Source organism: Massilia sp. IC2-476 (genome assembly GCF_020707295.1).
In the GTDB taxonomy this organism is placed as follows: Bacteria; Pseudomonadota; Gammaproteobacteria; order Burkholderiales; family Burkholderiaceae_D; genus Telluria.
This window is the reverse complement of the sequence record NZ_JAJFER010000002.1, coordinates 363,240-376,374: the sequence shown is the minus strand read 5'-3', so window position 1 is coordinate 376,374 and position 13,135 is coordinate 363,240. Positions and strand designations below refer to the sequence as shown.

Below are 13,135 nucleotides of genomic sequence, written 5' to 3'. Positions count from 1 at the left end.
GTCGCATACTCCGACTCATCCTTCACATATGGGAGCCGCATGGGCAAACTTTCCACCCACGTCCTCGATACCGCCCATGGCCGCCCGGGGGCCGGCGTGCGGGTCGAGCTGTATGCCCTTGCCGCCGGCGGGCGCACCCTGATCAAGACCGAGCTCACCAACGGCGACGGTCGCTGCGGCGCCCCGCTGCTGGAAGGCGATCTGCTGCGCCCGGGCCAGTACGAGCTGGTGTTCCACGCCGGCGACTATTTTGCCGCCCAGGGCGTGGAACTGCCCTCCCCGCGTTTCCTCGACCGCATCACGATCGCCTTCGGCATTGCCGACAGCGCGCAGAACTACCACGTGCCGTTGGTGATGACGCCCTGGTCCTATTCCACTTACCGGGGCAGCTGAGCAAAACTATCGCCGGCCGGGTTGAACCGCAGTAATATTTATTGAACAACAACCAGGAGCCGCCATGCACGCAGCCGCCTTCGAGACACCCGACTTGGCCCCGCGGCCGGGACTTGCCGCCACCCGCATCGCGATCGGGCTGGTCCAGGGCGTGGTGCTGTATTTCCTGTACCGCGCCGGCATGGAACTGCACTGGCCGGCGACGGTGCCGCGCCTGTTCGTGCCCCTGCTCCTGTTGTGCGTGCTCGCGCCGGTCATCGCCATCAGCGGCCTCGGGCAACTGACGCGGTCTCAGTTGCTGCTGTGGACCGCGGCCGCGGCCGCCATCATCGTCCTCCTCGCCTTCCACGACGTATGGCGCATGGAGGGCGCCTGGCGCCCGCCGGCGCCGCCGAAGCCGCGCGCACCGGAGCCATCGTCGCAACTCAACCTTGCCCTGGTCGGCGGCCTGTTCATCGCCCATGCCATGGTGCTGGCCGGCGCACTCGAGCGGCGCCGCATCGCCTCGTACGGCGCCTATTTCGAGACCGCCTGGAAGCTGGGCGTGCAACTGGCTTTCAGCGGCCTGTTCGTCGGCGTCACCTGGCTGGTGCTGCACTTGGGCGCCCAGCTCTTCCTCCTGATCAAACTCGATTTCCTCAGCAAGGCCATCCGGGAATCCTGGTTTTCCATTCCCGTCACCACCTTCGCCTTCGCCACCGCCCTGCACCTGACCGATGTGCGTCCGGGCATCGTGCGCGGCATCCGCAACCTGCTGCTGGTGCTGCTGTCCTGGATCCTGCCGGTGCTGACGCTGCTGGTGGCCGGCTTCCTGGCCAGCCTGCCGTTCACGGGGCTGGAACCGCTGTGGGCCACGCGCAGCGCCGCCGCCTCCCTGCTCGGGGCGGCGGCCGCCTTCGTGGTGCTGATCAACGCCGCCTGGCAGAACGGCGCGGTCCAGGTCGCGCGGCCGATCACGCTGGCGGCCCGTGTCGCCTCGCTGCTGCTGGTGCCGGTCACGCTGCTCGCGATCTACGCCCTTGCCCTGCGCGTGCAGGACCACGGCTGGACCGAAGACCGCGTCGTCGCCGCCGCCTGCCTGCTGGTGGCCGCCTGCTATGCGGGCGGCTACGCGGCCGCCGCGCTGCGCAAGGGCTGGCTGCCGACGCTCGCCGGGGTCAACATCGCGGCTGCCTTCATGGTCCTGGCTGTGCTGCTGGCCTTGTACACGCCGCTGCTCGACCCGGCGCGCCTGTCGACGGAGGACCAGCTCGCGCGGCTGGCGTCGGGCCGGGTGTCGGCAGCGCGCTTCGACGTCGGCTACCTGCACTTCGATGGCGCGCGCTACGGCGCCGAAGCGCTGGCCCGCCTCGATGCGCAGGGCGGGGCCGCACTGCGCGAGCGGATCGCGGCGGTGCGCAAGCTGCAGAACCGCTATTACCAGGGACTGCTGGCCGACGCTCCCGACCTGGCCACCAACCTGCGTGTCTGGCCCGCAGGTACCCGCCTGCCCGACAGCTTCAGGGCGATCAACTGGGTCGATCTGGCCGTCGGCCCGAACCTGCCCGACTGCCTGCGCCTCCGCGGCCGGACCTGCGATGCGCTGGTACGCGACGTGATTGGTGATGCGCGGCCGGAAGTGCTGCTGTTCGGCGACGATGCCTGGAATTCGGTGATCGCAAGCGAGGAAGAAGGCGGCCGCTGGCGTATCGCCGGCCGCATCCGCGCGGTATGTCCGGCATACCGCCAGGCCCTGCGCGAAGGAAAGCTCAGCGCCGTGCAGCCGCTGCGTCCCGAGCTGGAAGTCGCGGGACGGCGCATCCGGGTCGACTGGACGGCGGAAGACGCCCCCTGTCCGCCTGAAGCCACCCCTCAGCCGGACGCGCCGCCGAAGTGAATCTTGCTATGCTTGGGCTCACCACGTCGGGAGAGCCCATGGCATTGCATATCGTTCATTTCATCGGACCGATCAACCACAATTCCGCCAGCGCCATCCGCAACAACTGTCTGCAGGCGCTGCAGAACGGCGCGACCGAGATCGAACTGCACATGTCGAGCGAAGGCGGCAACATGACGGCCGGCTTCGCGCTCTACTTCTTCCTCAAGTCGCTCCCGGTACCGCTCACCACCCACAACATCGGCAGCGTCGAATCCGTCGCCGTCGTGATCTTCCTGGCCGGGCAGAAGCGCTACGCCTGCCCCGGCACGCGCTTCCTGATCCACCCGCTGCACTGGGGCTTCGGCAGCCTGGTCGCAGCCGACCACTCGCGCGTGTCCGAGTGGCGGGACTGCCTCGATTTCGATGCCGAGCGCTATGGGCGCATCTTCCTCGAAGCCACCACCGAAGCGGGTTCTCCAACTGACATCCGCAGCAACCTGACGGGCAATGCGCGCATCTTCGACGCCGAGGAAGCGGTCAAGGCCGGCATCGTGCATCGGGCCCAGCAGGCGCAACTGCCGCCTGCAGGAAACACTTGTCATTGGTGGAATTAATTCTGACAACATGCTGTTTCAGAACCGCAACAATTGGAGAGAATAAATAGAACTTTGTCACTAATTGTAATCATTATTGTTGATGTAAATATTGCTCGCTGGATAGAATGATTTCCAGTTTTCACGGCGCTGCATGTTTGCTGCCTTTTCAGCGCCGCCCTTCCCGAGCAGCTTTACGCAACAAGAATGATGATGAAGAAAAGTGTGATTGCTTCTCTGCTGGCGCTTCCGCTGGCAGTCTCGACGGCCTACGCGCAAGACGGCGCAGGCTTCCCCGCCGTGAAAGTCAGTGGCTTCGGAACCGGCGCCCTCACCTACGCCGATAGCGACAAAGCCGAATTCGCCCGCCCGAACCAGGCCAGCGGTTCGTCCAAGGACTACCGTACCGGTATCGATTCGAACCTGGGCCTGCAGGCCGATCTGCCGGTCAACAGCTGGCTGTCCTTCACTGCCCAGGGCCTGGTGCGCCGTGACGCCGAAGACAGCTACGGCGCCGAACTGAGCTGGGCCTTCGCCAAGGCCAAGCTCGCGGACAACCTGAGCCTCCGCGTCGGCCGCGTTGGCCTGCCGGTCTTCATGATCTCCGACTACCGCAACGTCGGCTACGCCAACACCATGCTGCGTCCGCCGGCGGAAGTGTATTCGCAGGTGCCGTTCAACAGCGTCGATGGCGCCGACATCACCTGGCAGCACGGCTTCGGCGACACCACCGTGACCTCGCAGCTCGCCTACGGCAAGGTGAAAGCTCCCCTGACCGGCGGCATCCACGCCCGCGGCAAGAAGCTGGCCGCCCTGAACATCAGTGCCGAACACGGCCCGTTCACCGTCCGCGCCGGCCACGCAACCGGTGAGATCACCATTGCCGATTCGACCTCGCTCAACACCCTGATCGGCGGCCTGCGCGCAGCCGGCACCGGCTACCGCTTCCCGCAGCTCAATACCCTGGCCGGCGAAATCGAACCCAAGGAAAAGCGCGCTACCTTCAGCTCGCTCGGTCTGTCGATGGACTGGAACAACGTCGTCGTGCAAACCGAATTCGCCAAGCGCAAGACCAAGGCCTACATCAACGACACCAGCGCCTGGTACGTGATGGGCGGCTACCGCATCGGCAAGTTCCTGCCCTACGTCACCCACGCCAACCTGAAGATCGACAGCGCCATCGTGAACACCGTGCCGGCAACCTGCCCGCCGGGCTACCCGGCCGCATGCACCCCGACCCTGCAGCAGCTGGGCGCCGGCGTGCGCCGCCTGCCGAACTCGGGCGTCGGCCAGGGCGAGCAGTCGACCAATTCGATCGGCGTGCGCTGGGACTTCGCCAGCTCGGTCGCGCTGAAGGCGCAGATCGACCGCGTCAAGCCGAAGAACGGCACCGGCCTGTTCGTGGCCGCGCAGCCGGGCTTCAACGACACCGTGACCGTCGGCGCCATCGCCCTCGACTTCGTGTTCTAAGGAGCGAGCCATGAACAAGATGATTGCAAGCCTGTTCACCATCGCCGCCATCGGCGCCTCGGTCCCCGCCATGGCCGAAGTGGTCGTGGTGGTCAACAAGAGCGCCGCCGAAAGCACGATGAGCAAGGAGCAGGTCGCCCAGTTCTTCCTCGGTAAGTCCTCGAGCATGACCCCGATCGACCAGGCCGATGCGAGCCCGGTCCGCGCCGAGTTCTACAAGAAGGTGGCGGACAAGGATGTCGCCCAGGCCAAGGCACTGTGGTCCAAGCTGGTGTTCACCGGCAAGGCCACGATGCCGAAGGAGGTCGCCGACAGCGCCGCCGTGAAGGCTGCCGTCGCCGCCAACCCGAAGGCCATCGGCTACATCGACAAGGGCGCAGTGGACGGCAGCGTCAAGGTCGTCTACACCGCGCAGTAAACCGTAACAGCTAGCACCCGCCGCCGGCATCACGCCGGCGGCGGTTTATGCATTCTGGAGACATCACAATGAGCATCAAGCGCAGGATCTGGGCACTGCCCGTCATTTCCGCCATTATTTTCGGCCTTGGCGCCGGCGCCAGCGCGATGATCGCGAACGGCGCACTGAACTCGATCACCACGACCGCCAGCGTCGATTATCCGGTGCTCGATGCCTCCAAGGCACTCATTCTCGACGTGGCAGCCATTACCGACGGGCTGCAGGAAGCTGTCGCCGAAGGCGACAAGGAGAAAGTCGGCCAGATGGGCGCGGAAGCGGACAAGCTGCGCGCCAAGCTGGAGAAGTTCAAGCAGATCCCGGGGCAGCTTGACGCCGGCACGCGCCTGGGCAAGGAATTCGACGCGTATTACGCGCCGGCCCTGTCGGCCGCGCGCATCATGCTGGAAATGGAAGAAGGCGATCCGCAGGCCGTGGTCGGCAAGATGCAGTCGACCCTCGCCACCCTGAATGGCGACCTGGCCAAGGTCAACGAAGCGGCCCAGCGCCAGTTCGCGGCCGGCATCGAGGCCAGCAAGCACAGCGTCAACCAGGTCGTGATCTCGATGATCGTCACCGCGCTGGTCGTCATCGCCATCCTGGCCGTGGTGTCCTGGTTCGTGGTGCGCACCATCTGGCAGCAGCTGGGTGGCGAACCGGAATATGCGCGCGAGATCGCGCAGGCCGTGGCAGCCGGCGACCTGTCGACCGAGATCCGGGTAGAAGCCGGCGACACCGGCAGCCTGCTGGTGGCGCTGAAGGAAATGCGCGGCCGCCTGTCGACCCTGGTGGCCGAAATCAAGCAGTCGGCCGACACCATCGCCAATGCCAGCTCGGAAATCGCGAGCGGCAACGCCGACCTGGCGCGCCGCACCGAATCCCAGGCCGCGAGCCTGGACCGCACCACCCGCTCGATGGAAGAACTGACCGGCGCCGTGCGCGAGAACGCGACCGCCGCCACCCAGGCCAACACACTGGTGGAAACCGCGACCAGCATCGCGACCCGCGGCGGCGAAGTGGTCGGCGGCGTGGTGACGACCATGGGCGACATCAACAGCTCGGCCAAGAAGATCGTCGAGATCATCTCGGTCATCGACGGCATCGCCTTCCAGACCAACATCCTGGCGCTGAACGCCGCGGTGGAAGCGGCGCGTGCCGGCGAACAGGGCCGCGGCTTCGCGGTCGTCGCGGGCGAAGTGCGCAACCTGGCCCAGCGCTCGGCGGCGGCGGCCAAGGAAATCAAGGAACTGATCGGCGACTCGGTGTCCAAAGTGGAAGCCGGCAGTGCGCTGGTGGACGAAGCCGGCGTGACCATGGGCCAGATCGTGGAATCGGTGCGCAAGGTGCAGACCATCATGGCCGAAATCAGCGCCGCCGGCGCCCGCCAGAGCGCCGGCATCGACGACATCGGCCGCGCGATCGGCAGCATCGACGAGATGACCCAGCAGAATTCGGCGCTGGTGGAAGAAGCGTCGGCGGCGGCGGAATCGCTGACGGACCAGACCACGCAGCTGACGCATGCGCTGTCGGTGTTCAAGCTGGAGGCGGCGCAGGCGGTTGTTTCCGGTGGCAGCAAGCGTCTGGCGCTGCGCTAATTTGTAGTCCGTAGGGTGGGCGGCTCCACCCTGCATCCGGCATACCGGTAACGCTGGCGCCGCCCACGCGTTCAAGCAGCCGGTGAATAGCCGTTCTCCCTGTTCACAGGAGATTTGAACGCGTGGGCGGCGTCAACGTCAGCGGTCGATCGCGTCGATGGGTGGAGCCGCCCACCCTACGGCTGGTTGCTGAAGCACACCCACCGCTTCCTGTTCCTGGTGGTGATCGCGACCACCCCGCTCAAGGTCGGCGCCTGCGCTATCGAGGTAGTGCAGCTGAAGAACCAGGCCGTGAAACAGGTCAAGCTGCTGCGCCCCGGCCCGTCAAGACGCTTCCTTGTCGCCTGAACCATAATCATTGTCGGCCCGCTCACACCCGTTGTAGAACGGGCCATAAAAGGCGTCACGACAGGCTGTCTTCGTGGCGCATACGCATCTCCCAAGGTCGGAATCCTTTACAAATTTGATGCCTGTAGGCATCATCCAAAGAATCCTTCCCGGGTAAATCCCCTTTTTCGGCCTCGTTTTCTATGGCAGCAGTTCTCCCCAACACGATCACTGGCGCGCCCCTGTCGGGGCTGGCGCGGGCGCTCGTGCAGGCGAACCGTTTGAGCGCCGCCCAAGCCGATGCGCTGCACAAGAAGGCGTCCCTTGATAAGACCGCCTTCATCGATGCCCTGCTGGAAAGCGGCATCATCGATTCCGCCAGCCTGGCCGCCTTCTGCGCCGACACCTTCGGCTACCCGCTGCTCGACCTGTCGAGCTTTGCGCCGGACGCCATTCCCAGCACCGCCATCGACGCCAAGCTGATGCAGGCGCAGCGCGTCATCGCCCTGGCCAAGCGCGGCAACAAGATGTCGGTGGCCTTATCGGATCCGACGAATATCCAGGCCCTGGACCAGATCAAGTTCCAGAGCGAGTCCTCGGTCGAGCCGGTGATCGTGGCCCACGACGTCCTGCTCAAGCTGCTGGGCAGCCTGGCCAAGAGCGCGGAAGCAAGCCTGAACGACCTGGTGGGCGACGAAGGCGAGATCGAATTCGCCGACGACGACGCGCAGCCGGTCGCGCCGCCCGAGGCCACCAGCGACGTCGAGGACGCGCCGATCGTGCGCTTCCTGAACAAGATTCTGATGGACGCGGTGCAGCTGGGCGCCTCGGACATCCACTTCGAGCCCTACGAGAAGTACTACCGCATCCGCATGCGCGTGGACGGCGTGCTGCGCGACCACGCCACCCCGCCGCTGTCGATCCGCGAAAAGCTGGTCTCGCGCATCAAGGTGCTGGCCAAGCTCGACATCTCGGAAAAGCGCGTGCCGCAGGACGGCCGCATGCGCCTGATCGTCGGCCCGACCCGCACCATCGACTTGCGCGTTTCCACGCTGCCCACGCTGTTCGGCGAAAAGACCGTCATGCGTATCCTCGATGCCACCCAGGCCCAGATGGGCATCGACGCGCTCGGCTACGAGCCGGAGCAGAAGGAACTGCTGCTGGACGCGATCACGCGCCCCTACGGCATGGTGCTGGTGACCGGCCCCACCGGCTCCGGCAAGACGGTGTCGCTGTACACCTGCCTGAATTTGCTGAACAAACCGGGCATCAACATCTCGACCGCGGAAGACCCGGCCGAGATCAACCTGCCGGGCGTGAACCAGGTCAACGTCAACGACAAGGCCGGCCTCACCTTCCCGGTGGCGCTGAAGTCCTTCCTGCGCCAGGATCCGGACATCATCATGGTCGGCGAGATCCGCGACCTGGAAACCGCGGACATCGCGATCAAGGCCGCCCAGACCGGCCACATGGTGTTCTCGACCCTGCACACCAACGACGCGCCCTCGACCCTGACGCGCCTGATGAACATGGGCGTGGCGCCCTTCAACATCGCCTCGTCCGTCATCCTGATCACGGCGCAGCGCCTGGCGCGCCGCCTGTGCAACTGCAAGCAGCCGCTCGAGACCTCGCGCGAGGTGCTGCTCGCGGCCGGCTACCGCGAGAGCGACCTGGAAGGCGACTGGAAGCCCTACGGTCCGGTGGGCTGCGACCGCTGCCTCGGCTCGGGCTACAAGGGCCGCGTCGGCATCTACCAGATCATGCCGATCACCCCGGCGATCGAGGCCCTGATCCTCACGCACGGCAACTCGATGCAGATCGCCGAACAGGCCGAGAAGGAAGGCGTGAACTCGCTGCGCCGCTCCGGCCTGATGAAAGTAAAACAGGGGCTCACCAGCCTCGAAGAAGTGCTTGGCTGCACCAATGAATAGGAACGAGTGACGATATGGCAAGCCTCCTCCCCACGAAAAGCCAGGGCGGCGCCCAGGTCAAGGAAAAGGTCTATGCCTGGGAAGGCAAGGACCGCAGCGGCAAGACCGTGCGCGGCGAGCTGCGCGCCGGCGGCGAGGCGATCGTCAACGTCACGCTGCGCCGCCAGGGCATCCTGGTCACCAAGGTCAAGAAGAAGGCCTACCGCAGCGGCCGCAAGATCACCGACAAGGACCTGACCCTGTTCACGCGCCAGCTGGCCACCATGATGAAGGCCGGCGTGCCGCTGCTGCAGGCCTTCGACATCGTCGGCAAGGGCCACGCCAATCCCTCGATGTCCAAGCTGATCATGGACCTGCGCAACGACGTCGAGACCGGCACCAGCCTGAACAACGCCTTCCGCAAGTACCCGCTGTATTTCGATGCGCTGTTCTGCAACCTGGTGGGCGCCGGCGAACAGGCCGGTATCCTGGAAGACCTGCTCACGCGCCTGGCGATCTACAAGGAAAAGACACTGGCGATCAAGGCCAAGATCAAGTCGGCCCTGATGTACCCGATCTCGATCATCGCGATCGCCTTCGTCGTCACCGCGGTCATCATGATCTGGGTGGTCCCCGCCTTCAAGGAAGTGTTCAAGAGCTTCGGCGCCGACCTGCCGGCGCCGACCCTGATGGTGATGGCGATCTCGGAGTTTTTCGTGGCCTGGTGGTACGTCATCTTCGGCGGCCTGTTCGCCGGGCTGTACTTCTTCTTCCAGTCCTGGAAGCGCTCCAAGAAAATGCAGCAGGCGATGGACCGCATCCTGCTGCGCCTGCCGATCTTCGGCGCCGTGATCCGCAAGGCCACCATCGCGCGCTGGACCCGCACCCTGTCGACCATGTTCGCGGCCGGCGTGCCGCTGGTCGAAGCCCTCGACTCGGTCGGCGGCGCCTCGGGCAATGACGTCTACCTGGAAGCGACGCGCAAGATCCAGACCGAGGTCAGCACCGGCACCAGCCTGACCATCGCGATGCAGAACGTGAACGTGTTCCCGAACATGGTGATCCAGATGGTCCAGATCGGCGAAGAATCCGGCTCGCTCGACGCCATGCTGGGCAAGGTGGCGGACTTCTTCGAAGAGGAAGTCGACGAGGCCGTGGCTGGGCTGTCCTCGCTGATGGAACCGCTGATCATGGTGATCCTGGGTGTCCTGATCGGCGGCCTGGTGATTGCGATGTATCTGCCGATCTTCAAGCTGGGGGCGGTGGTGTAAGGCCGCGTACCCGCGGCCCTATCGAAAGATAACAGGGATGCCTCGCAGGGCGTTTGCCCGAAACACACTTCTGGAGGTCCTGCACTGGAGCAGAACCTCCGGGGAAATGCGCTACGTTGGTGCAGGCGCCTTCGCCTGACGGTGCGCCTGGTAGTACATCAATGGCAATAACAGCAGCGTGAGCGCGGTCGACGACAGGACACCGCCGATGACGACCGTTGCCAATGGACGCTGCACTTCGGCGCCGGTCCCGGTCGCAATTGCCATCGGCACGAAACCGAGCGATGCCACCAGGGCCGTCATCAAGACCGGGCGCAGCCTGGTCACTGCGCCTTCGTGCACGGCGTCGATCAGCGTCCGCCCCTCGTCCCGCAGGCTGCGGATAAAGGAGATCATCACGAGGCCGTTCAGGACTGCCACGCCCGACAGCGCAATGAAGCCAACAGCTGCCGAAATCGACATCGGAATGTCGCGCAGCCAAAGCGCGAAGATGCCGCCAGTGAGCGCAAACGGTATGCCGGTGAACACGAGCAGTCCGTCCTTCACGTTATTGAACATGATGAACAGCAGGGCAAACACCAGGAGGAGCGACGCCGGTATGACGACCTGCAGCCGCTTGGCCGCCGCCTGCAGGTTCTCGAACTGCCCGCCCCAGGTTGTCCAGTAGCCCGGTGGCACCTTGACCTCGGCCTGGATGCGTTGCTGCGCCTCCGCGACAAAGGACCCGATGTCGCGGCCGCGGACATTGGTAGTGACGACGACGCGGCGCTTGCCCTGCTCCCGGCTCAACTGGTTCGGGCCTGGCGCCATCTCGAACGATGCAATCTCACCGAGGGTGATGAAGTGCTGGCCACCTTCTACGCCGCGTGCCGGCAACGGGACTGGCAGGCGCTTGAGGGCGTCGACATCGCTGCGCACCATTTCCGGCAGGCGCACGACGATGTCGAAGCGCCGGTCACCCTCGAACAGGGTTCCCGCTTGCCGGCCGGCGGTTGCTGTCGCAATCATCTCCTGGACATCGGCGATATTCAGGCCCATCCTTGCGGCGCGCTCGCGGTCGACCTGGATCTGCAGCATCGGCAGGCCGGTCGTTTGCTCGACCGCGACTTCGCTTGCGCCTGGCACCTGTTCGAGTACCTCACCGACACGGGCGGCCGTGGCATTGAGGGTGTCGAGATCGTCTCCGAATACCTTCACGGCCACGTCGCTGCGTACACCCGAGATCAACTCGTTGACCCTGAGCTGGATCGGCTGGCTGAACTCGTAGCTGTTGCCCGGCAAGGTTTCGACCGTCTCCTGGATAGCCGCCAGGAGTTGATCCCGCGTCTTCTTCGGCTTCGGCCATTCGCTCTCCGGCTTGAGCATGATGTAGCCGTCCGCCACGCTCGGCGGCATCGGATCGGACGCCACCTCCGCCGTACCGATGCGGGCGAAGACGCGCGCGATCTCGGGGAACTTCTTGATCAGGGTGGTCTCGATCTGCTGCTGCATCTTGACCGATTGGGTCAAGCTCGTCCCAGGCACGCGTACCGTCAACACCGCGAAGTCGCCTTCGTTCATGTTCGGCACGAACTCGGTCCCCAGCCTGGTGGCCAGCAATACCGACAGGGCCAGGACGATGCCGGCGAAGGCCAGGGCCACCGGTTTGTTGGCCATGACATAGCGCAGGGCCGGTTCGTAGTAGCGACGCGCCGTGAGCATCAGGCGGTTTTCCTTCTCGGCGACGTCCTTGGTCATGAACAGGGCGACTGCGGCGGGGACGAAGGTGACCGACAGGATCATCGCACCCAGCAGGGCAATAACCACCGTGAACGCCATCGGATGGAACATCTTGCCCTCAATACCTGTGAGAACAAAGATCGGAAGATAGACAATCATGATGATGAGCTGGCCGAACAGCAACGGGCGCCGGGCTTCCTGCGCGGCCAGGAACACTTCCTGGAAGCGCTCCTGCATGCTCAAGGGCCGGCCATGGTGTGCGCGGGTGTGGGCAAGGCGTCGGACGCAGTTCTCGACGATCACGACCGCACCGTCCACGATGATGCCGAAGTCGAGCGCGCCCAGGCTGAGCAGGTTCGCGCTGACGTTGTTGGCCACCATGCCCGAGAAGGTGAACAGCATCGAGAGGGGAATGACCATCGCGGTCAACAGCGCTGCCCGGAAATTCCCGAGGAACACGAACAGCACCGCAACCACCAGCACGGCCCCCTCGAGCAGGTTGTTCTTGACCGTGTTGATGGCCCTCTCGACCAGCACCGTGCGGTCGTACACCGTGACGGCCTTCACGCCAGCCGGCAGGGTGCGGTTGATCTCGGCCATCTTCTTGTCCACGGCCGTCGACACCGCACGGCTGTTCTCGCCGATCAGCATGAAGACCGTTCCCAGCACGACTTCCTGGCCGTTCTCGGTCGCGGCGCCGGTTCGCAGCTCACGCCCCACCGAGACTTCGGCCACATCGCGGATCCGTACCGGGCTGCCCCGGATGCTCGACACGACGATGTTGCCAATGTCGGCGATCGAGCCGACCTGGCCCGGCGCGCGGATCAGGTACTGCTCGCCGGCCCGTTCGATGTATCCGGCGCCGACATTGCTGTTGTTGCGCTCGAGTGCAGTGACGACATCGGGCAAGCCCAGGCCGTACGAGGACAGGATGTTCGGGTTGGGCGCGACCAGGAACTCCTTGTTGTAGCCGCCAATCGAATTGATCTCCGTAACGCCCGGCACATTGCGCAGCTGCGGCTTGATAATCCAGTCCTGGACCTCGCGCAGGTCGGTCGGCGTATAGGGAGACCCGTCCGCCTTCTTCGCCCCAGGCACTGTCTCGACAGTCCAGAGATAGATTTCACTCAGGCCCGTGGCGATCGGCCCCATCTCGGGAACCGCGCCGGAGGGCAGCTCCCCGCGCGCATCCTGCAGCCGCTGGCTGACCAGCTGGCGGGCGAAATGGATGTCGGTACCATCCTTGAAGACCACGGTGACCTGCGACAGCCCGTAGCGCGACAGCGAGCGGAAAGACTCGAGTTGCGGCAGGCCTGACATCAGCGACTCGATCGGGAAGGTGATGCGCTGTTCCGTCTCCAGTGGCGAGAAGCCGGGCGCGGCCGTATTGATCTGCACCTGGACGTTGGTCACGTCCGGCACGGCGTCGATGGGAAGCCGCTGGTAGTTGTACACGCCGGCCGCCGCCATTACGAACACGAGGAACATGACGATCCAGCGGTTCTCGATGGAAGCACGAATGATTCGATTAAACATGGTCGTTGG

General features: G+C 64.9%; 10 protein-coding genes. 9 read left to right on the top strand and 1 reads right to left on the bottom strand.

Features of this window, described 5'->3' with window-relative positions:
• Positions 1–39 precede the first annotated feature (39 nt).
• The 9 genes from uraH to LK539_RS06550 all read left to right on the top strand — a co-directional run bounded on the left by uraH (position 40) and on the right by LK539_RS06550 (position 9,871).
• Positions 40–393, top strand: coding sequence for a hydroxyisourate hydrolase (gene uraH / locus LK539_RS06590; RefSeq protein ID WP_227800113.1), 354 nt, complete (start codon positions 40–42; stop codon positions 391–393).
• A gap of 64 nt (positions 394–457) precedes the next feature.
• On the top strand, positions 458–2,269 hold the full coding sequence (locus LK539_RS06585) for a DUF4153 domain-containing protein (RefSeq protein WP_227800112.1): 1,812 nt from the start codon (positions 458–460) through the stop codon (positions 2,267–2,269).
• 38 nt (positions 2,270–2,307) lie between these two features.
• Positions 2,308–2,865, top strand: coding sequence for an ATP-dependent Clp protease proteolytic subunit (locus tag LK539_RS06580; RefSeq protein ID WP_227800111.1), 558 nt, complete (start codon positions 2,308–2,310; stop codon positions 2,863–2,865).
• Positions 2,866–3,069: 204 nt separating this feature from the next.
• Positions 3,070–4,314, top strand: a complete 1,245-nt coding sequence (locus LK539_RS06575; RefSeq protein ID WP_227800110.1) for a hypothetical protein — start codon at positions 3,070–3,072, stop codon at positions 4,312–4,314.
• A 10-nt stretch (positions 4,315–4,324) separates the two neighbouring features.
• Entirely contained in the window at positions 4,325–4,732 is a 408-nt protein-coding gene (locus tag LK539_RS06570) for a hypothetical protein (protein ID WP_227800109.1), read from the top strand.
• 68 nt (positions 4,733–4,800) lie between these two features.
• The gene (locus LK539_RS06565; protein WP_227800108.1) at positions 4,801–6,363 is read left to right on the top strand and encodes a methyl-accepting chemotaxis protein; all 1,563 of its coding nucleotides are present in this window, start codon (positions 4,801–4,803) and stop codon (positions 6,361–6,363) included.
• A 186-nt stretch (positions 6,364–6,549) separates the two neighbouring features.
• The gene (locus LK539_RS06560; protein WP_227800107.1) at positions 6,550–6,711 is read left to right on the top strand and encodes a hypothetical protein; all 162 of its coding nucleotides are present in this window, start codon (positions 6,550–6,552) and stop codon (positions 6,709–6,711) included.
• Positions 6,712–6,893: 182 nt separating this feature from the next.
• A complete protein-coding gene (pilB, locus tag LK539_RS06555) occupies positions 6,894–8,621 on the top strand; it encodes a type IV-A pilus assembly ATPase PilB (protein WP_227800106.1) in 1,728 nt (575 codons plus the stop codon).
• 14 nt (positions 8,622–8,635) lie between these two features.
• Complete coding sequence (locus LK539_RS06550; protein WP_227800105.1) at positions 8,636–9,871, top strand: type II secretion system F family protein; 1,236 nt, start codon at positions 8,636–8,638, stop codon at positions 9,869–9,871.
• Positions 9,872–9,982: 111 nt separating this feature from the next.
• On the opposite strand, the gene LK539_RS06545 is transcribed toward LK539_RS06550, so the two are convergent.
• Positions 9,983–13,126: an efflux RND transporter permease subunit gene (locus tag LK539_RS06545; protein ID WP_227800104.1), complete on the bottom strand. Its 3,144-nt coding sequence runs from the start codon at positions 13,124–13,126 to the stop codon at positions 9,983–9,985.
• Positions 13,127–13,135 lie beyond the last annotated feature (9 nt).

Excerpts from the sequence above, each read along its gene's own strand:
- uraH (WP_227800113.1), top strand. The coding sequence starts at position 40 with ATGGGCAAACTTTCCACCCACGTCCTCGATACCGCCCATGGCCGCCCG.
- LK539_RS06585 (WP_227800112.1), top strand. The coding sequence starts at position 458 with ATGCACGCAGCCGCCTTCGAGACACCCGACTTGGCCCCGCGGCCGGGA.
- LK539_RS06580 (WP_227800111.1), top strand. The coding sequence starts at position 2,308 with ATGGCATTGCATATCGTTCATTTCATCGGACCGATCAACCACAATTCC.
- LK539_RS06570 (WP_227800109.1), top strand. The coding sequence starts at position 4,325 with ATGAACAAGATGATTGCAAGCCTGTTCACCATCGCCGCCATCGGCGCC.
- LK539_RS06565 (WP_227800108.1), top strand. The coding sequence starts at position 4,801 with ATGAGCATCAAGCGCAGGATCTGGGCACTGCCCGTCATTTCCGCCATT.
- pilB (WP_227800106.1), top strand. The coding sequence starts at position 6,894 with ATGGCAGCAGTTCTCCCCAACACGATCACTGGCGCGCCCCTGTCGGGG.
- LK539_RS06550 (WP_227800105.1), top strand. The coding sequence starts at position 8,636 with ATGGCAAGCCTCCTCCCCACGAAAAGCCAGGGCGGCGCCCAGGTCAAG.
- LK539_RS06545 (WP_227800104.1), bottom strand. The coding sequence starts at position 13,126 with ATGTTTAATCGAATCATTCGTGCTTCCATCGAGAACCGCTGGATCGTC.